Below are 25,261 nucleotides of genomic sequence, written 5' to 3'. Positions count from 1 at the left end.
CCGGGGCGGCTACTCGGCCGGCGACAGGTCGCGGGCGAACTGCTCGGCGGCCCTGCGCATCAGCGGGACCGCCTCGTCCACCAGCCGGGTGGTCAGCCTGCCGGACGGCCCCGACACCGAGATCGCGGCCGGTGCGGGAGCCCCCGGCAGCGGCACCGCCACGCAGCGCACGCCGACCTCCTGCTCCTCGTCGTCGATCGCGTACCCCTGCGCGCGGATCCGGTCCAGCTCGGCCAGCAGCCGGTCCGGGTCGGTGATCGTGTGCGGGGTGTGCGCGGCCAGCCCGGTGCGCCCGATGATCTCCCGCACCGTCTCGTCCGAGAGCTGGGCCAGCAGTGCCTTGCCCACCCCCGTGCAGTGCGGCTGCACCCGCCGCCCGACCTCGGTGAACATCCGCATCGAATGCCGTGAGGGCACCTGCGCCACGTAGACGGCGGCGTCCCCCTCCAGCACCGCCATGTTGGCGGTCTCGCCGATCTCGTCCACCAGCCGGGTCAGCGCGGGCCGTGCCCAGTGCCCCAGCAGCCGGGTGGCGCTCTCGCCCAGCCGGATCAGCCGGGGGCCCAGCGCGTACCGCTTGGACGGCCCCTGCCGCACATAGCCGTGGTTGACCATGGTGCGCATCAGCCGGTAGATCGTCGGCATCGGCAGCCCCGACCGCTCGGTCAGCTCCGACAGCGCCATCTCGCCCCCCGCGTCGGCGAGATGCTCCAGCAGCTCGAAGGCGCGTTCCAGGGACCGTACGGCCTCCGCCACCCGACGACTCCTCTCCCCGGCCGTCCGCTGTCAGGGCCGGGCGGTCCCCATATTACGGAGATTCGTTTTCACTCTGCGAAACGAACTCGGGGCGTTACCCCCCGTGATCGTCGGGGCAATACTGACAAAGCCCGGCGCAGGACGCGCCGACCCCCCGGCGACCGGTCGACGGCGAGAGGACGACGATCGTGACACCGGGGCACCCGGCCCGATCCGCACTCGGACACACCCTGGCCTGCGCGGGAGCCACCGCCTCCCTGCTGCTCACCACCGTTCCGGCCGACGCCGCGCCGCGCGACGCCACCGCCACGGCCGAACGCCTCCCTGCCCCGGCCGCCGGGCTGTCCGCGTATGCGGTCACCGTCCGTCCCCACACCGTCCGTCCCGACCATTCTGAGAACGTCGTCCTCCTCATCGAGTCCCCCAGTCCCGTCGACTGGCCCAATCCGCCCAAGCTCTGCCGGCCCACCCCTGACGGCACGGCCCTGCGCTGCCAGGTCCTGGGCCTGCGCTCACCCCGCACCCTCGACGTCACCACCCGCCCGGCAGCCCCGGCCCTGATCGCCACCGTCGCTTCCGGCCCCGGGTCCCCGCGCCCGACCGATTCCGCGAACGACAGGCCGTCCCGCCCGGACAAGCCGCGCACCGCCACCCCCAAGAGCCCGGACCACCCTTCGAAGGCCGCTCCCGGGAAGCCACCGCGTCCGTCGGCGGGGTCGCCTCATCCGGACAAGCCGCGGACCGGTCCCGAGGGTTCGGGCCGCCCTTCGGTGACTGACCCTGGGAAGTCGGCGGGGGCGTCTCGTCCGGAGAAGCCGCGAACTGGTTCGGAGGGTTCGGGTCGGCCTTCGGTGAGCGGGTCTGGGAAGTCGTCGCGTCCGTCGGCGGGGCCGTCATGGTCACAGAGGCCGAGTGCCGGGCTTGGTGGGTCGGGAGGGCCTTCAGCGGGTGGGCTGCCGAAGACCTGTCGGCCTGGCGCCGCGCCCGGTGGGTTAGGGGTGCCGCAGCGTCCGCCGGTGGGCACGCCGGGTCGCCCGGTGGACGGCGGGCCTGAGACGGGCCGGCCGGGAGCCGAGGCCGGTGGTACGGGACGGCCGAGTCCCGTCAGGCCGTCCTGCCTGGGGAAGGGAACGCCGACACGGCAGCCGTGGGCGCCCGGCAGCGGGGCTACTGGGGCACCGCAGGAACCGCCTACGGCGAAGCCTTCCACGGGAGGGACCGCCGGCCCGTCTGTGCCGGGGACGGGGCGGCCGAGACCTTCCGAGATGCCACGGCCGTCTGAGGGAATCGATGGGAAGCACCCCGGCAGCAGGCCGAGGCCCTCTGAGGAAACGCCTGGAGCGGGACGGCCCTCACCGTTCAAGGGCATGGAACGGCCTTCGCCCAAGAGCCCGCCCAAGGGTCCGCCCAAGAGCAAGACGGCGCGGCCCAAGGGGACGGCTCCCGGCCACGGAACGGAGGCCCCCGGGCGGCCTTATGACCGGCCTCGGCCCGAAGGGGCCGGTGCGCCGTCCGTTGGGATGCCGCCGCCGGGGAACCCGTCGTTGGCCCCAGGGGTGAACGTTCCTCCGGGCGCGCCACCGGACATGCCGCCGGGCGCACCGCCGGGCATGCCGGGTGCGTCGCCGGGCATGCCGCCGGACACGCCGGAGGACGCGCCGCCGGGGGCGGCGCCGGGTGAGGTGCCGCTGCCTCCGATCACGCCCTCGCCGCCGGTGTCCTCGCCTTCGGTGGCCCCGGGCCTGCCGTCCGGGACGGCGGTGCCGCCGTACCTGGCCGAGGAAGGGGTGGAGATCATGGCGCCCAAGCGGGGGGTCAGCGGGGTGCAGCCGTGGGTGGCGGTGCCGGCGGTGGCGCTGGCCGTGCAGGTCGCGGTGCTGTGGCTGCTGGTCTCCCTGGGGCTGTGGCGCCACCGGCGGGCGGAGCGCCGCCGCCGCGGAGCGCTCGACGATCTCGGTTAGCCCTTGTCACGGCGATGACAAAGGCACCGGCGGTGAATGTTCACCGGGGACAATGGCGGCACAGGTGACCGCTGGGTAGGTTTTCGGCACGTTGATCGCCTGTGCCGGCCGGGCCGCCCGCCTCGTGCCGGTGTCGCAGGCCGGCCTGCCGGCGGTGCCCGTCCCACCGGCGCCTTCCGGCCCACACCGGGAGTTCCTCATCATGGCACTGGGTTCCCTGCTCACCGAGTTGTCCCCCGACGGCGAGGGCCGCCGGCCGCTCATCGAGCTGGTCGGGCGCTGGGCCGCCGAGAAGCCGGACGCCCCGGCGTTCACGTTCGTCGACTACAGCACCGACCCGGCCGGCGAGCACGTCACGCTGAGCTGGGCGGAGACCGACCGCCGGGCGAGGGCGACGGCCGCCGCGCTGCGCCGGATCGCCGCGCCCGGGGAGCGCGCGGCGCTGCTGCTGCCGCAGCGGCACGAGTACATGATGACGATGCTGGGCGCGATGTACGCCCGGGTGATCGCCGTCCCGCTGTTCTCGCCCGACCTGCCGGGCTACGCCGAACGGCTGATCGGCGCCTACACCGACTCCGAGCCCGCGGTGATCGTCACCACCCGGGCGTCGCAGCCGCACGTGGAGAAGTTCCTCGCCGACCAGGACGTGACGCCGCCGCGCGAGATCCTGTACGCCGACGAGATCGACCTCGACCTGGCCGGCGCCTGGAGCGGCGAGCCGATCGACCCCGACGAGGTGGCGTACCTGCAGTACACCTCGGGCTCGACGCGCCGCCCGGCGGGCGTGCAGATCACCCACGCCAACGTGGCGGCCAACGCCCGGCAGCTGTGGGCGGGCTGGGCGCCCGACCACCCGCGTCCGGAGCTGGTGAGCTGGCTGCCGCTGTTCCACGACATGGGCCTGATCGCCGCGATGGCGCTGCCGATGGTGAAGGGCGACCACGTCGTCTACACCGACCCGGTCGCGTTCCTGATGAACCCGATGCGCTGGCTGGAGCTGATCTCCGGGCGCGAGTGGGTCTACACGGCCGGGCCGAACTTCGCCTACGAGTACGTCGCGAGCCTGGCCGACCCGGACAAGCTCGAGGACCTGGACCTGAGCGGCCTGGTCACCTGCCTGAACGGGGCCGAGCCGATCCGCCCGTCCACACTGGAGACCTTCCACCGGGCGTTCGAGGGGGCCGGGCTGCGGCGCAGCGCCCAGGCGCCCGGGTACGGGCTGGCCGAGGCGACCGTGTTCGTGTGCGCCGCCGCCGACGCCGCACCCCCCAAGATCGTCACCGTGGAACGCGACCGGCTGGCGGCCGGACAGGTCGTCGTCGCGCCCGCCGGCGCCGAGCGCACGACCTCGCTGGTGGCGTGCGGCCGTCCGGTCGGCCAGTACGTGGCGATCGTGGACCCCGACACCCGCGTCGAGCGGCCCGACGGGCGGGTCGGCGAGATCTGGGTGCACGGCCCCAACGTCGCCCCCGGCTACTGGCGCAACTCCGAACGCAGCCAGGAGACGTTCGGCGGCACGCTGCGCGACCCCGGCGACCTGCCGGAAGGGCCGTGGCTGCGCACCGGGGACTACGGCGTGGTGCACGAGGGCGAGCTGTACGTCACCGGCCGGATCAAGGACCTGATCATCGTCGACGGCCGCAACCACTACCCGCAGGACATCGAGCTGACCGTGCAGGAGGCGCACCCGGCGATCCGCCCCGACCACGTCGCCGCGTTCGCGGTGGACGGCGAGGAGACCGAACGGCTGGTGGTCATCGCCGAACGCAACCGCCGCGTCCCGCTGCGTCAGCTCGACCTGGACGAGGTGGCCGCCGCCGTCCGCGGCGCCGTCAACATCGAGCACGAGATGGCCCTGCACGAGTTCGTTCTGGTCGAACCTGGCGTAGTGTCCCGTACCACCAGCGGGAAGGTGGCGCGGGCGGCGACCCGGCAGCGGTACCTGGAGGGCGCGCTGCAGACCACGGCGGAACGGCTGGCGGCCCAGGGCTAGCCGTCCGTCCGGCCCCACCCCCGCCGGGCCGCGCAGCACGTCTGAGGAGGAGCATGCTCGCCGGTCTCGGCCGCCTCATCCACCGGCGCCGGTGGACCAGCCTGGTGCTGATCGTGCTGCTCACGGTCCTGGCGGGGGCGTGGGGCCTGGGGGTCCTCGACCGGTTCAAGCAGGGCGGGTTCGAGGACCCCGACGCCGACTCCACGCTGGTCGCCAAGCTCGGCGCGACCTACTTCGGCAGCACCAACCCCGACGTGCTGGTGCTGTACCGCAGCGACACCATGACCGTGGACGACCCCCGGTACATGGCCGCGGTGGTCACCACGGTGGCGCGGCTGCCGAAGCGGCACGTCGCCGAGATCCACTCGTACTGGGCGTTCGAGGGGGCGGGCGCCGCCGCGTTCACCTCCCGCGACCGGCGCGCCACGTTCGTGTCGATCAAGCTGAACGCCCGCGACGACGAGGCCAAGCTGAAGGCGTTCGAGCAGGTCAGGGAGCGGCTGCGGGCGCCGGGGCTGGACACCCGGGTGGGCGGGTCGGTGCCGTTCGGGGTGGAGTTCAGCGAACTGGCGGTGCACGACATCGTGCGCGCCGAGATCATCTCGATGCCGGTGCTGCTGATCCTGCTGGTGATCGTGTTCGGCGCGGTGGCGTCCTCGACGCTGCCGCTGGTGGTGGCGGTGTTCTCGATCACCGGGGGCCTGGCGGTGCTGCACGCCGTCACCTACGTCACCGACGTGACCGCCATGGCGCTCGAGGTCGTCACGATGATGGGCGTCGGGCTGGCGATCGACTACTCGCTGTTCATCGTCAACCGGTTCCGGGAGGAACTGGCCCGCGACGGCGACCGGGAACGGGCGCTGGTCGTCACCATGGTCACCGCCGGGCGCACCATCGCCGTCTCCGGGATCACGGTGACCGCGGCGCTGTCGGGGCTGCTGCTGTTCCCGCAGATGTTCCTGCGCACCCTCGGCCTGGCCGGGATGGCGACGGTGCTGGTGGCGGTGTTCGGCGCGGTGGTGCTGCTGCCGACGCTGCTGGCGATCCTCGGGCCGCGCGTCGAGTGGGGCACCGTACGGCGGCGCGGGCACGTGCGGAACGCCGACAGCGGGTTCTGGTACCGGCTCGGGCACAGCGTGATGAGGCGGCCGCTGCCGTACTTCGCGCTGACCCTGGCGACCCTGGCGGTGCTGTTCGGGCCGTTCCTGAACGTGCAGTTCACCTCGGTGGACGCGCGGGTACTGCCGGAGACCAGCCAGACCCGCCAGGTGGTGGAGACGGTCAAGCGGGAGTTCCCCAACGGGTCGGCCGAGCCGATCGACGTGGTGGTCTCCGGCGACCTGATCCCGCGCAACTGGCGTCCGGCGGCCGGCGGCGACAACATCCCGCCGTACCTGGAGTCGTTCCGGATGCGGCTGCAGAACCTGCCGCACGTGGTCAAGGCCGAGTACACCGGCTACTCGCAGGACTACGGCGGGGTGCGGATCTCGGTCACCCACGACCAGGAGCCGATGTCGCGGACCGCGCAGTCGCTGGTGCGGACCATCCGCGGGATGGAGCTGTCCAAGGACGGGTTCCCGCTGCACGTCGACGTCGGGGGGAGCACCGCCGCCCAGCTCGACCTGATGACCAGCCTGATGCGGACGCTGCCGTGGATGGCGCTGCTGGTCGGCACGCTGACGTTCGCGCTGCTGTTCATGTTCTTCGGGTCGGTGGTGCTGCCGCTGAAGGCGATCGCCATGAACGTGCTGTCGATCGGGGCCTCGTTCGGGGTGATCGTCTGGGGCTTCCAGTACGGGCATCTGGCGGGCCTGCTGGACTTCACCCCGACCGGGGGCGTCGAGGCCACCAGCATGATCCTGATCCTGGCGGTGGTCTTCGGGCTGTCGATGGACTACGAGGTGTTCCTGCTCAGCCGGATCCGCGAGGAGTGGGACCGCACCGGCGACAACCGCGCCGCCGTCGCCATCGGCATGCAGCGCACCGGCGGCATCATCACCAGCGCGGCGCTGCTGTTCCTGGTGGTGATCGGGGCGTTCGGGCTGGCGAGCATCACGGTGGTCAAGCTGATCGGCGTCGGGATGTTCGTGGCGGTGGTCGTCGACGCGGTGCTGGTCCGCTCGCTGCTGGTGCCGGCGACGATGCGCTTCATGGGCGCCGCCAACTGGTGGCTGCCCCGCCCCCTCGCCGCCCTGCACGCCAAGGTCGACCTCCGCGAACACGACCCCCTGTACGACGAGGACGACGACCCCGTACCCCCCGCTCCGCCGCCGCTGCCCCCGCATCTCCGCCGCCCCCGACGACCGACGGCCCCGGCCATGCCCGCGCCCACGCCCGCCCCGCCTGGCTGGGCCGGTGTGTCCTTCTCGTCCAGCGGCCTCGTCCCTCCCCCTTCCACCGGCCCTGGCTCGACGCGCGTTCCGCCCACCGGGCACAGCGCCCCGCCCCCACCGGCGGGCCGCCACGCCCGGAGCCCCGTCCCACCCCCCGGGGACGCCGCAGCACAGCCCAGAGGCCGCCACGCCCGCAGACCGGCCGGATCGAGCCCCGGCACGCCGTCCCCGGAACCTCCTGCACGCGGCCCCATGCCACCCTCGCCGACAAGGGGGCGGGGCACCGAGCCGCCGCATGCACACGGCGCTCCGTCGCAGAACGGCACCGGAGCGCCATGGCGGCCTTGGGAGAACGGGCCGACGCAGCCCCGCCCCGACACCGCCCCCCGGCCCCGCCGCCGCATCGTCCCGAACCCGGACGGCCCCGGCTGGCGCTGGGCCGACGACGAGTGAGCCCGCGCCGCCGCATCACCCGCCCCGGCGGCGCAGGTAGTACGCGACGGTGACGACCGCCAGCAGCGGCCCCCACAACAGCAACGGCAGGTAGCACGCGGTCATCACCACGCCCGCGACCCCGTGCGGCGACTCGGGATGCCCCATCGCCTCCGGCCCGTACCAGGAGACCGCGCCGAGCATCGTGATCAGGGTGACCGCGACCGCGCCCAGCGAGGCCGGGACCACCACGGCGAGCGTCGGAATCGCCCGCCCGCCCAGGAACGGGACCCACCGCGGCACGACCTCGCCCCACGGCCGCACCAGCCCCAGCGTCAGCAGCGCCAGGATCTCCGCCAGCACGCTGAGCAGGATCACGTACGGCGTCAGAAGCCATCCGGGGCCGTACATCTCCGCCAGTTCCCCGCTGAACCCCACGGGCACGCCCACCCCGAGCGCCACCCGCCACACCCCGGACGGCAACGCGGAGAACGCCGCCACCCGCGCCGCCCACTCCACCCACCACGGCACCCGCGACAACGGAACAACAGAGGCCGCCATACGAACTCCCTGAGAGCGCCTGCATCCGACGCCTCAAGCCTCATCCGCGCCGCTCCTCGGCACCTCCCGCCGGAGTAGCCCCCTCATCCCCCCTCAGAGGGACCCGCGCCCCGATCCCGGCCCGGCGCGGTACGCGCGGCCACCGGGGCATCAGGGGGCCGGGACGTCCACCTCTGTGGCCAGGACCTGGCCGGTGCCGGGCGGGACCATCTCGGGGAGGTCGCGCCATTCGGCGGCGACCATGAAGAGGGTCCTGCCGTCCGGGCCTCCCAGGGCGCAGGCGAAGCAGCCTCGGTCCAGGTCGACGGTCTGCAGGACGGTGCCGCCCTCGGCGACGCGGACGCAGCGGCGGTTGGGGACGTCGGCGTACCAGACGGCGCCCTCGGCATCGAGGCAGATGCCGTCCGGGGTGCCCTCGCCCAGGTCGGCCCACAGGCGGCGGCCGGACAGGCCGCCGTCCTCGGCGACGGTGAAGGCGGTCAGGCAATGCCGGTAGGAGTCCGCGACGATCAGGGTGGAACCGTCGGGGGGGACGGCCATGCCGTTGGGGAACAGGATGTCGTCGGCGACCTCGCGCACCCGGCCGTCCGGGGTGACCAGGCTGACGGTGCCGGGGGAGACGGGCGCGCCGGACATCATGTCGAAGCCGATCCGGTTGACGTAGACGTTGCCGCGCGCGTCCACGGCGGTGTCGTTCCACATGCCCTCGGCGCCCAGGTCGGCGTACGCCCGCAACTCCCCGGACGGCCCGCGGACCAGCAGGCGGCCCTCGTCGGACGACACGATCAGCAGGCGGCCGTCCGGCAGCCATGCGGTGCACAGCGGCACGGACTCGACGCGGGCGACCACCTCGCTGCGGCCGGTGAGGTCCACGGCGACGACCTCCCCGGCGTACCAGTCGGAGAAGTAGAGCCGGTCCGCGTGCCAGCGCGGCGACTCGACCAGGCCGTGCCCGGTGAGCAGCACCTTCACCTCGTTCATCCCCATGGCGTCCCCTTCCGGGCCGGTGTCTCATCGTTCATACGAACGGGCACCGGCCGGATCGACACCTCAGGGGCGTAGAGAGGGCCACCCCCGAGGCGGGGTGTCTCCACGGGCGGCCCTCGCATCGTCCGGATCGCCCTGCGGCCGCGCCGGGCGGGGAGGTCAGCCGGACGCCTCGATCTCGACGAGGGAACCGTCGGCGACCAGGGCCGCGACGGACGCCGGCAGGATGTAGACGGTGCCGCCGCCGGGCTGGTCGAACCAGGGGATCGCCACGCCGGTCAGCGCCCGCACCGGACGCATCACCCGGTACACCCGCCGGGGGCGGAACGCCCAGTCGGCCGGCAGCGAACGCAGGCTCCAGTGCGTCCCCGCCGCGTAGGTCACGTTGCCCACGGGCTCGCCGTAGCGGTCGATCTCGGTGCCCGGCGGCAGGGACGTCTCACGCAGGTCGCGGTAGAGGGTCAGCGGCGGCTCACCCTGCAGCGGCTGGATGGGACCCCCCTGGTCGGCCGCCGGCGCCTGGGCGGGTGCGGGCGCCTGGGCGGGTACGGGCGGGGGCGTGGGAGTCGGCGGCAGGGGAGCGGGGGGTGTGGGGGCCGACGGCGCCGCGGGAGCGGGCGCCCCGGTGATGACCGACACCGCCTCGTCCATCACCTGCTCCGTGACCGGCGGCACCTCGAACCGCCGCGCACGGATGTGCTCGACCAACTCGGGCTCCGGCGGAACGCCGTGGGCGCGCAGGTAGTAGGCGACCGCCCCCGGCCAGATCCACTCACCGTCGGTGTGGAACGTCATCGGCACGTTCGCCGTACCGGCGGGGTCGAGCACGTCCCGGTCGAACCCGCGGGCGGCCAGCACGATCGGCGCGCCGTTCAGATAGGCCAGCAGCGGCTCGATCTCCTCGGCGGGAACGGGCGGACGTCCGTGCGCGCCGGGCGCCGGGCCCTCGAACAGGCGGGCCTGTCTGAACGCCATCTGGTGTCGCCTCTCTTCCAGTACGGATCAGGTGGGGAACTCGCCGACCCATCGGCCGTCGACCAGGCCCATGGGAATGTACGGTGACTCGATGTCGATCGGAACGCCTTTCTGGTGGGCGAGGGAGGTCATCGCCAGCAGCGGCAGGGAGACATAGCCGTTGCTGGAGCGGGCGTTCTCCGGGGTGCTCGTCCAGTACATCCGGTGATGCCGGAGCGCTTCGTCCAGTGCTCCGTTGAACTCGTGGTCCTCGTCGGCCAGCAGGTGGCCGAACAGGATCATCGGCGGCATCGCCAGCAGCACCCGCGCATCACCGCCCGGTTCTTCGGCGTTTTGCGGCTTGGCGAGGTCCAATGCCTGCTGCACCAGCTCGTGGGCACCGGGCTCACCGCGCCAGAACCGCTGCAGCGATTCCGCCCAGGCGTAAAGATGCGGGGCCACGATGGCGCCCTTTTCCGAGGCGCGTAGGAGGTCCAGGGGCACCGAGCACAGCAGGTTCGTGCGCTCTTCCTCCCAGCAGATCAGCGCAAGGTACATCGCGTCCAGCCAGTAACCCACATGAGTCCAGGTCCGCGGGCCGGTCGCCGGGATGGCCACTTCGGAGTCGCCGAGCCGTACCTCGACCGTGCCCTCGGTGCGCAGCGCGGCCGTGAACATCGCCGTTCCCGCCTGCATCGCCAGCGTCACGCTCTGCCAGGTCTGCGGCTGCTCGGCCATCGGATCCAGCGCACAGCGGTACTTCATCGTCATCGACGCGCTGTCGAACAGCCGGCGCACACCCTCGGGGCGCTCCGAGGCAATCGGCATGTTGCGCTCGAAGCTGCGTCGTTCGCAGGCCTCGACCTGCTGTGCGGCGAACTCCCGGTCTATGTCGTGCCTGGGTACCGTCTGCACGGCGCTCCCTCCTCGTCGGCCTGCGCGTCCCGTGCCGTCGCCGTCCGGTGGTGAGGACCACCGTACTCACGGTTCCATGCGGGGGTCGCAGGGGTTCGAACCGGCTCGTCATGTTCGCCGTCGTCCGGCCGTGGTGCTCCGGGCACGTACCCGCGTTTCCCCGGATCGACGTGCGCCGCTCCTCTGCTCCGCCGGAAGTTCGCGCACGTCGATGAGGTGGTGTGACCCGAATCCGTGGCCGCGGCGTCCTCATCCCTTATGGCGCTTTTGCCTGGATAGCGGCCTCGCTTGCTAGATGTTCGGCTTGTCGCGAAGATGGGGGCATCGCGTGCCCGCTCTGGTGTGGCGCGCCCGGCCATCGCGGAACGGGGACTGGGGGCCTGAGTGCGAGCGGAGTGGCAGGCGCACATCGACGAGCTGCTCAAGGAGTACCGCGACAAGCGGGCGCAGCTGCGGGAACTGCAGGAGCTGCTGGCCACCCTGGAGGCGACCTCCACCGCCGCCGACGAAATGGTCAAGGTCACGGTCGGGCCGCAGGGTCAGCTCAAGGGGCTGGAATTCGATCCCCGGGTCTACCGTCGGCTGTCCCCCAGCGAACTGGCCGACGCGATCGTCGAGGCCGCCGAGCGGGCGGCCGCCGAGGTCCGTGAGCGGATGCAGGGCGCGATGGAACCGTTCCAGATTCCCGAGGTCGAGGGTTTCGACCTGGGAAAGGTGCTCGGCGGGCCGCCCCGCGACTTCGACGAGGCCCGTGAACGGTACGGGTTCCGCCCCAAGGAATGACGAACGCCGCCGGGCCGGTGACCGGACACAGAGAGGAAGCCGTGGGCCGTCATGGGAAATGGCAATGAACTGCGGGTCTATCCGAAGGCCCTGAAGCGTTCCAAGGCCGGGTTCGAGGACGGCGCCGCCACACTGAAGAAGATCTTCGATCGGGTGGAGAGCCGGCTGGCGGCCGAGGGCAAGTGCTGGGGCGCCGACAAGACGGGCAAGGCGTTCGAGAAGGAGTACCTGCCCGCGTCCGAGAAGATGATGGACGCCGGTCCGAAGGTCTCCAAGTCGCTCCGCGACATCGCCAAGGGCATCGACATGATGGCCAAGAACTACGTCTCCGCCGAGGAGTCCTCGAAGATCACCTGACCCGGGACCTGTCCGAAGGCCGTCCGGTGCCGCCTCTCCCGGTGCGGATCAGGCGGGGGACTCGCCGGCCCATCGGCCGTCGACCGGGCCCAGGGGAACGTACGGTGACTCGACCTCGATCGGCACGCCCTTCTGGTGGGCCAGGGAGGTCATCGCCAGCAGCCGCAGCGAGACGTGACCGCGGCTGTCGCGGGCGTTCTCCGGGGTGCTCGTCCAGTACATCCGGTGATGCCGGAGCGCTTCGTCCAGTGCTCCGTTGAACTCGTGGTCCTCGTCGGCCAGCAGGTGGCCGAACAGGACCATCGGCGGCATCGCCAGCAGCACCTGCGCATCGGCGCCCGGCTCCTCGAGGTCCTCCGGATCGGCGAGTTCCAGTGCCCGTTCCACCAGCTCGTAGGAGCCGCCTTCACTGCGCCAGAACCGCTGCAGCGACTCGGCCCAGGAATAGAGATAGAGAGGTACGACGCCGCCCATCTCCGAGGCGCGCAGGAAGTCCAGGGGCACCGAGGCCAGCAGATCCGCGCGTTCCTCGTCCCGGCAGATCAGCGCCAGGTACATCGCGTCCAGCCAGTAGCCCACGTTGGTCCAGGCCCTCGGCCCGGTCTCCGGGATCGTCACCTCGGAGTCGCCGAGCCGCACCTCGAGCGTGCCCTGGGCGCGCAGCCCGGCCGCGAACATCGCCACCCCGGCCTGCATCGCCAGCGTCACGCTCCGCCAGGTCTGCGGTCGCTCGGCCGCCGGATCCAGCGCACAGCGGCATTGCACCGTCATCGAAGCGCTGTCGAAGAGCTGGCGCACCCTCTCGGGGCGTTCCGAGATGGTCGGCAGATAGCGCTGGAAGCTGCGCTGTTCGCTGGACTCGACCTGCCACGCGACGAACTCCCGGTCCAGGTCGTGTCCGGGTACCGTCTCCACCGCGCTCACTTCTCGTCGGCCTTCACATCCGGTGCCGTCGCCACCTGACAGTGGGACCACCGTACTCCCGGCCTCATGCGGCGCCGCACGCGTTCGATCCGGTCCGGCATGCCCGCGCGGAAGACCGGCCACCGGCCCGGCCGGCCCGTCGGCGAAGGCGCGCCCGTCTGGACCCCGCGGGCACAACACCTCCCCTCAACTGCAGATTTCTGTCGATTGACCATGTTGGTTGCTAAATGTCCCACCCTGTCGCGAAGATTGGGTCATCGCGTGCCCGCTCCGGTGTGGCGCGCCCGGCCGTCGCGGAACGGGGACTGGGGGCCTGAGTGCGAGCGGAGCGGCAGCCGCATATCGGCGACATGGTCGGCCCGAAGGCCGCCGGGTCGATCGGCGACATTGCCGGGGGCGTCGACACGATGGCGCAGAACCGCATCTCCGCCGAAGACTCCTCCATGGTGATCTGACCCATGGGCCTGGAGATCCCCGACGAGGTCAAGTGGCTGTCCTGGATCGTCGGGATGGACTGGCCCGAGGGCGACGAGACCGCGATGCGGCGGGCCGCCCAGGCCTGGCACGACGGCGCGAAGGAGATCGGTGATCTGATCGGCGATCTGCAGGCGTCGGCCACCCAGGTGCTGGGGACGGTCGAGGGGCAGGCGGCCGACGAGTTCGAGCGGTACTGGCAGCAGTTCGTCTCCACCGACCCGCAGGTGCTGGTCAAGCTCCAGCAGGGCTTCGACGCGCTGGGCAAGGCGCTCGAGGACGGCGCGCTGGAGATCGAGTACGCCAAGTACATGTTCATCGCCCTGCTGATCATCACGGCGATCGAGATCGCCATGTTGATCGCGGCGGCGGTGGCGACGTTCGGGGCGTCGACGGCGGCGATCCCGGCGGTGCAGGCGGGCGCGCAGATCACCGCCCGGATGATCGCCCAGCGGCTGCTGCAGGCGCTGATGCAGCGGCTGGGGCAGCGGCTCGGCGGCGCGATCCTGCGCGGCGCCCTGTTCGGCGTCCTCGAGGGGGTCGGGCTGGACCTGGCCGTCCAGGGCCTGCAGATCGCGCAGGGCAACCGGGACGGCATCGACGGCAAGAAGACCCTGCAGGCGGGCATCGACGGCGCGATCGGCGGGGCGCTGTCGGGCGGGCTCAGCCACGGCGCGGGCAAGATCCCCGGGCTGGGCGACGTGGCCGACGGCAGTCCGCTGGGCAACGCGCTGCGCGGCGCGGTCCGCGAGGGCGGCTCGGAGGCGCTGGCCGGTGTGGGCGGCACCGTCGTCAGCGCCGCCATGTCCGGGGAGAGCCTGAGCGCGGAGGACCTGGCCAAGGGCGCCACCTCGGGTGCCTTCGGCGGTGCGGTCGGCGGTGCCAAGGGCGGCCTGGACGTCCAGGCCCCCACCCTTCCGGGCGGCCCGGACTTCGGCGGCGGCGGCGACGGCGGGAACAACTCCTCCGGCGGCGGTGACGGCGGGGACGGCGGTGAGGGAGGCTCCTCCAACGGGCCCGGCGATCCGGGCGGCGGGAGCGGCTCCCAGACGGGCGGTGGCTCCGGCGGCTCGGGTGGTTCTTCCTCGGGTGGCGGGGACTCCGGCGGATCCGGGGCCGGGGCCGGGGCCGGTGCCGGTGGCGGCGGTGGCGGCACGTCCGGGGGCGGCGGTTCCCAGGGCGGTGGTGGTGCTTCTCCGCTGGGCGGGAGTTCCGGCGGTGATGGCGGCACCCAGAGCGGGGGTTCTCCCTCGAACGGCGGCTCCGGCAACTCGTCGTCCGGTAACGACGGCTCCGGCGGCTCCCCGGCCGGCGGTGGCGCCTCTCCGCTGAGTTCTCCGCTGGGCGGCGGCCCCGGCGGTGATGGCGGCACCCAGAGCGGCGGTTCTCCCTCGAACGGCGGCTCCCCGGCCGGCGGCGACTCGACCCCTGGGGGCGGGTCCTCGGTCGGGGGTGGCTCTCCGACGGGCACCACCATGGCGGGCGGTGACCCGGGAGGCCCGTCCAACAGCGGCTCCCAGGGCGGTACGCCGCCGGGCGGTTCGTCCGACCCGTCCTCCAACCGCGTGCATCTGCTGAACACCGACTTCTCCCAGCCGGGCGGGGGGTCCACGGCGCAGGGCGGTCTCGGTGGCGACCCGTCCGGCGGTGGGGACCGTTCGACAGGGTCCCCGTCCTCCACACCGGCCGGTGACGGTGGTGGTACGCGTACCGGCGACACCGGCACCGGGGCGGGCTCTCCTTCCAGGCCTGCCGGGGACGCCCCGGCCGGTGGCGGCCAGACGACCGGCGGCGGTGCTCCGATCGGCGGCGGTCCGATGCCCGGCGGCCAGGCGGGTCGTGGGGGAGGCACCACCCTCGCGGATGCCGACTCCCCGCAGGGAACGCCGTCCGGCCCCGGATCCGCGGCCTCCCCGGCTCCCGCGCCCTCGGCGGGCGCCAACCCGGCCGGTACGCCCCCCATGTCCGGCGGCGCGATCCCGCCCGGTGGCGCCATGCCCGGCGCCGCCCCCGGCGGCATGCCCGCGGGCGCCGCCCCGCGAGGCGGCAACCCCGCGCCCGGCACCTCCCAGCCCCACGTTCCTCCGCCGAGGCCCGCCGGTGACGCGCACCGGCCACCGGCCCCGAGCGGCACTCCCCGTACCGACGCGCCCGGGCGGACGCCGCCACCGACCGGAAACCCGGCGCCCCGGGGCGCCGCCACGCCCACCGGAGCGGACGGTTCCCGGCGGCCCGCCACGCCCGGCCAGGACGGGCGGCCCACCGGCGACGCACCACCGCGGAGCCCGCTGCCCACGCCGACCCCGACCCCGGCGACCGGTACGCCCGGACAGCCGCGTCCGGCCACGGCCGATCCGGCGCAGACGGCCGGCCCGCGCACCGGCGACCCGGCACAGACGACCCCGTCCCGTACCGACAACGACGCACCGCCGTTCCGCCATGACGCTCCCGAAGGGGCCCGGGCGCGCGGCGGCTCCGACGGGCCGCCTCCTCCCGGGGGCGACGGCCCCACGCCGCCGCCCGGTGACGGCGACGGCTCCCCGAGGCCGCCGCACCAGCAGGCCGACTGGAACCCGACCCACACCAACGAGGACTCGCGGGACCTCGATCCGGACCAGCGCATCGCGGACCAGCAGGACCTCGACCCGAACACCCGGTACGAGGTCTACGAGGTCGACGCCGACGGCGGGCGGACGCTGCGGAGCATCGCCTACACCGACGACACCGGCCGGGTGACCCACATCTCCACCCCCGACCGGGACACGCCGGACGCCGAGGACACCGTCCACCCCGACGACAACATCGACCTGTACAGCCCCGAGCCGGGCGTCGTGCACCGCGTCGACCTCGGCATCGGTGAGCCGCACGTCTTCACCGGGCAGCGCGACGGCGCGGCCCCGGCCGGCACCACCTTCGATCCGCCGGACACCTCCGGTCCCGTGGACCAGGCCGCGGGCGCTCCGGAAGGCCGCTACGAGACGGACTCCGAGCCGTCCGATCCGGCCAGGCCCAACCAGCGGGTGGTGCGCGACTACGACGTGGACGCCGACGGGCCGTTCAGCGCGCGCGACGACCTGCGCCCGAACACCCGGTACGAGGTACGGTCCGGCGACCGGCTGCACGGGGTCTTCTGGACCAACGAGAACGGACAGGTCACGCACGTCCGCACCTGGTACGGCAACAGGAGGGACGGCTTCAACCCCGAACTCGGCGACAGGCCCAGGACCGTCGCCGAGCACAACGTCCCCCGGCCGAACGCCCACTACATGGCCGAGCCGAGGGACCGTTTCCAGCGGCAGGCCGATGCGGACCTCGAGCCGCCCGCGGCGGTGCGCACCGGGGAGTTCACCCAGGGCGGCGTCGACCCGGGCACCTTCCTCTTCCACACCGACGACAGGGGCCAGACCGACTCGGCCGCGGGACAGCCGGACTACGGCTCCCACCCCTCGCAGCGCAACGACCGGGGCGACGGCTCGGCGCAGGCCGTCGCCGGTCAGCTCGGCGACATCGAGTACGGCGAGAAGTTCAACGGCGGCCACATCTTCGCGCACGAGGCCCGGGGCCCGGGCGAGTGGATCAACTACTTCCCGCAGTGGGACGAGACCAACCAGGGGCACTACGCCGACGACGTGACGTTCGCGTCCAGCTGGCGCGGCATGGAGTACCACCTCCAGCAGCTCCAGCGGAACAATCCGGACATCACCATCGCCAGGTTCGACTTCTTCGCCGAGCCGAACCATCCGCAGTTCACCCCCGAGGTCGTGCACGCCCGCTGGGTGGAGGTGGACAGCAGCACCGACCCGCCGCAGGTCCGCACCCGGTACCGCAGCTTCCACAACCTGGACCTCGAGCAGCGGGCCAACGGCCCCTGGCCGGACGGCGGCTCCACCCCGCCCCCGGGCTCGGGCACGCCCCCCTCGGCGGGGGACTCCGGCACGGGCACCCCGCCCGCCTCGGGAGACGGCGGTCCCCAGCGTCCCGACCAGCCGGGTTCGACGCCGGACGGCGACGCCCAGCACCGCGGCCGGGACGGTGACGGCGGCCCGCAGCCCGAAGGAGACGGCCGCCAGGCCGACGGAGGCGACCGCCAGGAGCAGAACGAGCAGGACCGGCAGCCGGGCCAGGAGCAGGCGGGTCCCGTTCCGGACGGTCTGCCGCCGCATTTGCACGATGTGTGGCGGGGTAGCGAGGAGACTCCGGCGGGCCGGTCGCTGTTCGATCCGTCCGAGCAGAACATGCGGGACCTGGCCCAGCGGGTGCCGGCCGACCCGAACCGGTTCGTGTTGGACGGCCACGGCGACGCGAACGGCATGCGGGTCGGGGACCGGCGCCTGTCGGTGGACGAGGTCGCCGATCTGATCCGCAACGACCCGAACTGGAACGGCCGCGAAGTCCTGTTGCTGTCGTGCAACACGGGTGAGGGCGACTTCGCCCGGCAGTTGGCCGAGCGGCTGGGCGTTCCGGTCACCGCTCCCACCACGCAGGCGTGGACCGACCGCCAAGGCCGTGTCTTTGCCGCCACCTCCGAGCCGGGTCCCGACGGCAGACCCGAGCCCACCTGGCCGCCCAACGGCGCCTGGAACACCCACAACCCCGACGGCACCACCACGCGCTCGGGCGAGAACGGCTTCCCCGGCGACTCGGCCACGCCCGCCGGACGCCCGTCCCCGGACACGGGCATGCGCGGCGACCCCACCGACCCCCCACCGGGCGACTCCGGCACCAGCCGACCCGACGGCGACGGACGACCCGGCGACGACCCCCGGACCGGCGGCACCCGCCCCGCCACGGGCCGTGAGGGCACCACCGGCCCCGAAGGGTCTCCGAGGACGCCTGCTCCCGGAACCCCAACTCCGATGCCCTCCACCGGTACATCCCAGGACGGCGGCACCCGGCCGCCGGGCAGCCCCACCACGGATGGTGCACCGACCCGGCCCGGATCACCCGCCCCCGGAACCCCGGGCACGACCCCACCGCGGACCACCGACCTCGCCACCGGCGGTCCCCGGACCTCGACCGGCCCGGAGACTCCCGGATCCCCCGCAGACCGTGGACCCGGGCGTACCGACCAGACTCCGCCGCGTCCCCCGGCCGACCTGGCCTCCTCGCCGACCCGGCCGACGGACGCCGCCCAACCGCACGCTTCAGACGTCCCATCTCCGACGGATGACGGCACGTCGTCACGTCACGGCAATGCCCCCGAGGGCGCGCTCGCACGCGGCTCCTCCGGGCCCGCCAGGAGCAGATTCGAGACGGATCAGCGGCGAAGGGCGGCCAATCCGCAGCTTTACGACGAGATGAAGAGAGCCCTCGAGAACTCCGATCTGACGGGCTACCACGTATGCGTGCTCTCCGACGGCTCCGTGATATACGCCCGCACGCGCGTGATCGACCCCTCCTCGGGCCAGGAACGGCCGGAGATTCACTGGGACGCTCAAAGGCGCGCCATCGTGGAGGGGCCGGCCCCCATGGAGCGGGCCAGGTATTACGGCGGCCGGGAGTGGCAGCGCCGGGAGGCGACTCCGGAGAACCGAGAACGCCATCAGCCTCTGGTGGGCCGGCGGCGGCAGATCATCGACGAGGCTAGACGGCTGGAGGGTCTGTACGGCGGCAAGGACAAGAATCCGACGCCGGAGCAGGCCGCCGAACTCCAGCGGGCCCAGCACGCCCGTACCACAGCGGGCGAGGATCTCGGCGAGGCCGCCGCCAGGGACGCGATTCACGACCTGTTGCCGGGCGCCGTACCGGACCCCCGGCATCCCACCGACCTCCCGGACGGCCAGAAGAGCGGATACTTCGACCAGGTCTACCGGGCCGTGGATCCGGTCACCGGCAAGCCCCGCTTCATCCTCCTGGAGGCCAAGGGCCCGAGTGTCGGCGGTGACAGTGATCCGACGGGGCGCAAGAACCCCGTGACGGACATCAAGTACGAGCAGGGCCGCCGCGAATACTTCGAGTTGATCCTTGAGCAGATGCGGGATCGCGGCCCAGAGGAGGCGGCGCTCGCGGACGAACTCGAGGATGCACTGGACGACGGCCGCCTCGAGTACCACATCGTCAGGGCCAAGACCCGCATGGAGGACGGGCAGGAGGTCTACGACGGTTACGAGCACCGGCAGTACGACCTGAGAGAACCGCCGGAAGATCCCACCACGGCGACCGGACAGGATTCCGGCGACGAGCCGGGAGCGAACGACACGTCGCAGCCCCTTCCCGAGGGTCTGCCGCCCCGCTTGGAGGAGGTGTGGCGCAACAGCGAGCAGACCCCGGCGGGCCGGTCGTTCTTCGACCGAGGCGAGCAGGGCATGCGGGACCTGGCGCAGCGTGTCCCGGCCGACCCGCAGCGGTTCGTCCTCGACGCGCACGGTGACGCCGGCGGCATCCGGGTCGGCGGTCGCCGGCTGTCGGTGGACGAGGTCGCCGACCTGATCCGGCACGATCCCAACTGGAACGGCCGCGAGGTCCTGCTGCTGTCGTGCAACACCGGCGAGGGCGACTTCGCCCGGCGGCTCGCCGAGCGCCTGGGCGTCCCGGTCACCGCCCCCACGACCCCTGCCTGGACCGACAGGCAGGGCCGGATCTTCGCCACCGACGCCACCCCCGGTCCCGATGGCGAACCCGAGCCCACCTGGCCGCCCAGCGGCTCCTGGAACACCCACAACCCGGACGGCACCACCACGCCGTCGGGTCAGGGCGGATTCCCCCAGTACGCCGGCTCCGGCGATGCCGACGCCTCGACCTCGTCCGATCGCCAGGGCGATCCGCCGCCGGACCCCGGAACGGCGGCCGCGCGCGGCCCGGACCAGTCCGCCGCGCCGGAGCCGGAGCCCGGTCCGCAGGAACGGCGGGCGTCCGACGAGTTGATGCAGCGGATCGCGGACGACCCGCGGGTGCAGCGGATGCTCGACACGGCGGGCGAGCCGCTCGCCAGCCAGTTGCGGAACGAACTGCGCGACACCCTGCCGGCGCGCCCCGACCTGGCCCGCGTCATCGAGGGCAACGGCCCGCCGCCGCTGTCGCCGGTGGAGAGCGCGCTGCGCGAGTCGCTGCTGTCGCGGCCGAAGACCCTGCACAGCCTGCTGTCACACCCCGAGGCCATCCCCGTCCTCGAACGTGCGGTCGCCGAGGTCGACCGGCTGGGCGCGGACGCGATCCTGAACGGGGACGGGCCGGTCGCACAGCCCACCCCGCTCACCGACGAGCAGCGCGCCGCCAGCCAGGCGCTGGCGGACTCGATCGCCGCGGGGCGGCGGCCCGGTGAGGACCCCAGCCCGCGGGTCGCCCCCGACCAGCCGGGCTTCGACCCCTCCCAGGTCGCCGACCGCACCGATCGCGACGACCCGTACATCAACCGCTACCTGGACGGTCTCTACCAGGGCATGCGCGAGTCCGTTCCGGTGCTGCGGGACCTGGTCAACGACCCCGCCATTCGGGAGGCGGGCGGCGACCCGCACCTGCGGCCGGGCGAGAAGGACCGGGTCCGCGCCCTGGACAAGATCATCGGCGACTACCAGGGGAACGCGAGCCGGCTCAACGACCTGCTGGGCGCCAAGATCCAGTTCTCCTCGGTGGACGGCCTGTACCGGGCGCTCGGCGACATCCGGCAGATCGCCGCCCGGCACGGGGTGGAGATCGTCTCGGTCAAGGACCGGATGCAGAACCCGCAGGCCAGCGGCTACCGCGACGTCCAGATGACCGTCCGGATGCCGGGCGGCCACATCGGCGAACTGCGCCTGCACCTGACCCAGATCGACCGGGTCGCCTCCTACGAGCACGCCCTGTACGAGGTCCGCCGCGACCTGCCGATGGCGGCCGCCGACCAGAACCGCCCCCTCACCCCCGAGGAGGAGGCGCTCGACCGCGCCATCAACCAGCAGGTCATCACCCGCTTCGCCGACGCCCTCACCGAGGCCCTCGACCCGCCCGCCACACCGCCCGACGACCCCGCCCCCCGAGGAACCCCCGCCTCCGGTACGACCCTGGCGGACGGAGGACCCGCGCCCACGCCCTCGGATCCGGGCACGTCCCCGGGCCGGGAGCCCGCTCCACAGTCCTCACCCCCCGCCCAGGAGCCATCAGGCCCCCACCAGGCCGGCGCCGACCCGGATCGGCGCCCGGGCGAGGGCGATCCGGCACCGCACGGCCGGGTGCCCGAGGGCCTGCCGCCGCACCTGCACGACGTGTGGCGGGGCAGCGAGGAGACCCCGGCAGGCCGCTCGTTGTTCGACCCGTCCGAGCAGGGCATGCGGGACCTCGCCCAGCGCGTCCCCGCCGACCCGCAACGGTTCGTGCTGGACGGCCACGGCGACGCCGACGGCATGCGGATGGGAGACCGCCGCCTGTCGGTCGACGACGTCGCCGACCTGATCCGCAACGACCCCAACTGGAACGGCCGCGAGGTCCTCCTCATCTCCTGCAACACCGGCGAAGGCGACTTCGCCCGGCAGCTCGCCGAACGCCTGGGCGTCCCGGTCACCGCTCCCACCACCCAGGCCTGGACCGACCGCCAGGGCCGGGTCTTCGCCGCCACCTCCGAACCGGGCCCCGATGGCAAGCCCCAGCCCACATGGCCGCCCGACGGAACCTGGAACACCCACCACCCGGACGGCACCACCACCCCTTCGGGACGCGACGGGCATCCCGGCACCGAACGTTCTCCGGCGGGAGAGCCACCCGAGAGCGCAGAGGCACGCGGCAGACGGAGACCATCCGACGAGGAGAACGACGACCTCGGCACACCCGAGCGGACTCCTGCGACCGACTCGGACGGTGACTTCGGCACCGATCCTTCCATCGACGTCAACGACCCCGGCGACAGTAGCGGTCCCGATGCGGGTGCCGAGCCAGACCCGGAGGTACCACAGCAGGTCGACAACGTACCGCCGCCGCGGACCGACGGCCCGACGTATCCGACCAAGGACATGGAAGAGAAGTGGAAGTACGAATACCGCCCGCCTCCCAATCCGGTATGGCGCAACAGGGCCGTCTTCTACCTCAATGAGGTGCAACGTGAGCGGCTGCGGATCTGGGTGGACGATGAGGGGCTGATCCGTGACGCGAAAGGACGGCTCTTCGACACCACACAGGGGGAGACCATTGTCGGAGGCGGCGCCCAAGGTCGAGCGATCTTCGTCATGGACAAGTTCGGTAACCTCTATGCGTCCAACATCCAGGCGGCCGGTGTGTTCCATCACTCGAGCTTCTTGGCGGGCGGACCCGTCGCCAGCGCGGGTGAGCTGCGGGTTGTCAACGGGAGGCTGGAGCTCATCTCCGACCGCAGCGGGCATTACCTCCCTCCGCCGGAGTTCCAGGACCGGGTGGTGGAGATGCTCCGGCAGGCGGGCGTCACGATCACCGATGATATGATCAAGAGCTGGGACGACGAGTGACTGAGACGTCGATGGCGGAATGGTGGGACCTGGTCAACGCGCTGCTGTACAACATGCAGTTCGTGCGGGTGCTCGACGACAAGGCGGTCGAGGAGTACGCACAGCACCTGGTCGTCCGGACCGAGCTGGACCTGACGCCTGCGCAGGAGCACGCTCTGCTCGTCAACGCGTTGCGATCGGACGAGCGGCTGACGGAGCGCTTCTCCAAGCATTCGGAGGAGGCGGTGCGCGATTTCCTGGGGCGTGTGGTGGCCCGGATGGAGGCGATGCGTCCGTGGCCGACGCCGCCGTATCAGGCGCTGCCGCCGGAGCGGTGGGCCGACTTCGCCGACGCCCGGCCGATCGGCAGGATCGGGACGTGGTACGTGGACGTGCAGACGCGGCTGCGCAAGGTGTTCTGGGGGCTGCCCGACGACGAGCGCGGCACGTCCGTGCTCATGCTTCGGTTGTGCTCGGGAGAGGAGGTCGCGCTGGTCGGGCCGTGGTGGCCGGACAGCGATGACGTCGCCGTTCTGACCCGGGATGCTGACCGTGCCGCGGAGACGCTGGCCGCGTTCCTCGACGCCACCGGCTTCACCGCCGACGAGGTCGCTCCTGTGGCGGCGTAGGCATGAGCGCCACATCGCCAACTGAATGCTGGAGGAAAAGCGCTGGTCGATCTGTGAGGCGTGTGCACACCTGCGGATCACCTCGAACCCGGATCACGACGGGAAGTCCGTCTACACGATGTACATCAGCTATTGCCGGGCGTTTCCTGACGGCATTCCGGAGGACATCTATCCAGGCGGGTTCGACCATCGGTTCCCCTATCCCGGTGATCACGGCGTCCGGTTCCAGCTCGGTGAGGGGGGCGAAAAGCGCCTGAGCGTCTACGAACGGCGCGTTCCCGAGGACGAGCGCACCCGCGACGTGACCGAAGGGGCGCGCGAGCACGTCCGGCGGCACGAGAAGCTGCTGCAGCGTCGGCGTGCGGTCGTTCGGCGGCTGATCAGTGCGGCGCGGCTGGAGATTCCGGTGCATGCGGACGGTCGGCCTGCCGTGCTCACCGTGGAGGACGCGCAATGGCTCGCGGTCACCACGACAGGAAGGCCGATCGCCGCATGGCGCATTCCCGAGTACTGCGCGCGATGGGAATCCGCCACACTGAACGAGCTGGCTGCTCTTCCCCAGCGCGAGCTGTTCTTCTATGTGGACGGCCAAGGGCCGCTGGTACCTCTCCGGAACCTCTTGGAGGCGATCTCGAAGTAGTGTGGTGATCTGCGATCCCGGGTTCCGCTTCATACGGCGGTGCTACCGGGGACGGGGTGATCTGTGCTGTCTCGGTTGACCGTTTTCCTGGCGGGCGAGCGCCCGGCCGGGCGCGACCCGATCCCGCATGGGATCTACCTCAACCAGGGACTCCTCCTGAACAGTGAGGAGCGGCACGAGCTCGCGGCCGAAGTGAAGAATGACGGATGGAACATCAGTGCAACCGCCGAAGGGACCTTCTATCACGAGTTCGGACATGTCATTGAAAAACAGTTCAACAAAAATCCCGGGCTCAGTGAAGAGGTTGCTGAAGGGTTGAAGCGGATCGGCATCAGTGTGGATCCGCACACCCTGGAGCCAGGCTTTCCGCCGGGGAAAGGTCCAATTGTTGACGGGTTGAGCGAATATGCTGCGGACAATTCGCGGGAGATGATTGCCGAGGCTTTTGCCGAGTGGCATCTTGAGTTGCACCCTCGTCCGATCTCGAGCGCCATAGGGGCGGTCATCGACGGAAGATTCCGGAGGGGGAGGGATGCTGGAGATTAAGCGTTGGTCGATCTGTGAGTCGTGCGCTCATCTGAAGTTCACCGAAAATCCCGACCATGACGGGAAGTCCGTCTATGCGGTGCGATTTCGCTACTGCCAGGCCTTCCCTGGCGGCATTCCTGAGGACATCTATCCCGGCGGCTATGATCACCGGCTGCCCTATCCCGGTGACGGGGGAGTCCGGTTCCTCTTCAAGGAGGGGGCAGAGCAGACTCTCCGTATTTACGAACGGCGCGTCCCCGAGGGCGAACGTACCCGCGATGTGACCGAAGGGGCACGTGAGCATGTCCGGCGACGCGGCGAGTTGCTGGAACGCCGGCGCGCCGTCGTTCAACGGTTGGTCGGTGCCTCCCGGTTGGAGATTCCGGTCCATGAGGATGGTCAGCCCGCTCTGTACGAGGTGGGAGATGCGAGATGGATCGGTGTCACGACCACCGGGAGGCCGATCCCTGGTTGGCGGATACCCGAGGACTGTGCGCGATGGGAGCCTGCAACCCTTGAGCGGCTGGCCGCCCTTCCTGCAGAGGACCTGTTCCTTTATGTGGACGACCAGGGGCCGTTGGTGCCCCTCCGGGACCTCCTGCATGTGATCCCGGAATAGTTCGGCGTTTCGGGGTGCTCTATCAGGTCTCCCTGTGGGCACGCGAT

17 protein-coding genes are annotated in these 25,261 nt (G+C 72.1%); 11 read left to right on the top strand and 6 right to left on the bottom strand.

All coding sequences use genetic code 11. The features are described from left to right. Nucleotides 1-9: 9 nt before the first annotated feature. Complete coding sequence (locus HNR21_RS03490) at nt 10-756, bottom strand: IclR family transcriptional regulator (protein WP_119727938.1); 747 nt, start codon at nt 754-756, stop codon at nt 10-12. 1,631 nt (nt 757-2,387) lie between these two features. Here HNR21_RS03490 and HNR21_RS03485 point away from each other — a divergent pair. From HNR21_RS03485 to HNR21_RS03475, 3 genes are all read left to right on the top strand, one after another. Next, complete coding sequence (locus HNR21_RS03485) at nt 2,388-2,717, top strand: hypothetical protein (protein ID WP_182704019.1); 330 nt, start codon at nt 2,388-2,390, stop codon at nt 2,715-2,717. A 202-nt stretch (nt 2,718-2,919) separates the two neighbouring features. After that, complete coding sequence (locus HNR21_RS03480) at nt 2,920-4,710, top strand: fatty acyl-AMP ligase (protein WP_182704018.1); 1,791 nt, start codon at nt 2,920-2,922, stop codon at nt 4,708-4,710. 53 nt (nt 4,711-4,763) lie between these two features. Beyond that, nucleotides 4,764-7,496, top strand: coding sequence for an MMPL family transporter (locus tag HNR21_RS03475; RefSeq protein WP_182704017.1), 2,733 nt, complete (start codon nt 4,764-4,766; stop codon nt 7,494-7,496). A 15-nt stretch (nt 7,497-7,511) separates the two neighbouring features. Here HNR21_RS03475 and HNR21_RS03470 read toward each other — a convergent pair whose 3' ends face one another. From HNR21_RS03470 to HNR21_RS03455, 4 genes are all read right to left on the bottom strand, one after another. Next, entirely contained in the window at nt 7,512-8,036 is a 525-nt protein-coding gene (locus tag HNR21_RS03470) for a hypothetical protein (protein WP_182704016.1), read from the bottom strand. Between the two features lie 150 nt (nt 8,037-8,186). Continuing rightward, nucleotides 8,187-9,017, bottom strand: coding sequence for an SMP-30/gluconolactonase/LRE family protein (locus HNR21_RS03465; protein ID WP_182708464.1), 831 nt, complete (start codon nt 9,015-9,017; stop codon nt 8,187-8,189). 165 nt (nt 9,018-9,182) lie between these two features. Continuing rightward, complete coding sequence (locus tag HNR21_RS03460; protein WP_182704015.1) at nt 9,183-9,998, bottom strand: TNT domain-containing protein; 816 nt, start codon at nt 9,996-9,998, stop codon at nt 9,183-9,185. Between the two features lie 27 nt (nt 9,999-10,025). Next, the gene (locus tag HNR21_RS03455; protein ID WP_182704014.1) at nt 10,026-10,892 is read right to left on the bottom strand and encodes an immunity 49 family protein; all 867 of its coding nucleotides are present in this window, start codon (nt 10,890-10,892) and stop codon (nt 10,026-10,028) included. A gap of 384 nt (nt 10,893-11,276) precedes the next feature. Here HNR21_RS03455 and HNR21_RS03450 point away from each other — a divergent pair, with 384 nt between their 5' ends. Continuing rightward, on the top strand, nt 11,277-11,675 hold the full coding sequence (locus tag HNR21_RS03450) for a YbaB/EbfC family nucleoid-associated protein (RefSeq protein ID WP_182704013.1): 399 nt from the start codon (nt 11,277-11,279) through the stop codon (nt 11,673-11,675). Nucleotides 11,676-11,726: 51 nt separating this feature from the next. Then, nucleotides 11,727-12,032, top strand: coding sequence for a WXG100 family type VII secretion target (locus HNR21_RS03445; RefSeq protein ID WP_119727950.1), 306 nt, complete (start codon nt 11,727-11,729; stop codon nt 12,030-12,032). Between the two features lie 48 nt (nt 12,033-12,080). On the opposite strand, the gene HNR21_RS03440 is transcribed toward HNR21_RS03445, so the two are convergent. Continuing rightward, a complete protein-coding gene (locus tag HNR21_RS03440; RefSeq protein ID WP_182704012.1) occupies nt 12,081-12,947 on the bottom strand; it encodes an immunity 49 family protein in 867 nt (288 codons plus the stop codon). A gap of 326 nt (nt 12,948-13,273) precedes the next feature. Here HNR21_RS03440 and HNR21_RS03435 point away from each other — a divergent pair, with 326 nt between their 5' ends. From HNR21_RS03435 to HNR21_RS03410, 6 genes are all read left to right on the top strand, one after another. Continuing rightward, nucleotides 13,274-13,411, top strand: coding sequence for a hypothetical protein (locus tag HNR21_RS03435; RefSeq protein WP_182704011.1), 138 nt, complete (start codon nt 13,274-13,276; stop codon nt 13,409-13,411). A gap of 3 nt (nt 13,412-13,414) precedes the next feature. Then, a complete protein-coding gene (locus HNR21_RS03430; protein WP_182704010.1) occupies nt 13,415-22,819 on the top strand; it encodes a DUF8616 domain-containing protein in 9,405 nt (3,134 codons plus the stop codon). Then, entirely contained in the window at nt 22,816-23,427 is a 612-nt protein-coding gene (locus HNR21_RS03425) for a hypothetical protein (RefSeq protein ID WP_182704009.1), read from the top strand. The genes HNR21_RS03430 and HNR21_RS03425 overlap by 4 nt, the downstream gene beginning before the upstream one ends. Before the next feature lie 25 nt (nt 23,428-23,452). Then, on the top strand, nt 23,453-24,067 hold the full coding sequence (locus HNR21_RS03420; RefSeq protein WP_182704008.1) for a hypothetical protein: 615 nt from the start codon (nt 23,453-23,455) through the stop codon (nt 24,065-24,067). 75 nt (nt 24,068-24,142) lie between these two features. Next, nucleotides 24,143-24,613: a hypothetical protein gene (locus tag HNR21_RS03415; protein WP_182704007.1), complete on the top strand. Its 471-nt coding sequence runs from the start codon at nt 24,143-24,145 to the stop codon at nt 24,611-24,613. Beyond that, entirely contained in the window at nt 24,600-25,214 is a 615-nt protein-coding gene (locus tag HNR21_RS03410; protein WP_182704006.1) for a hypothetical protein, read from the top strand. The genes HNR21_RS03415 and HNR21_RS03410 overlap by 14 nt, the downstream gene beginning before the upstream one ends. Nucleotides 25,215-25,261: the final 47 nt, after the last annotated feature.

It is taken from the genome of Thermomonospora cellulosilytica, from assembly GCF_014138835.1.
Classification (GTDB): Bacteria; Actinomycetota; Actinomycetes; order Streptosporangiales; family Streptosporangiaceae; genus Thermomonospora; species Thermomonospora amylolytica.
Note: the sequence above shows the minus strand (reverse complement) of the source record. Positions and strands in the feature narration are given on the sequence as shown.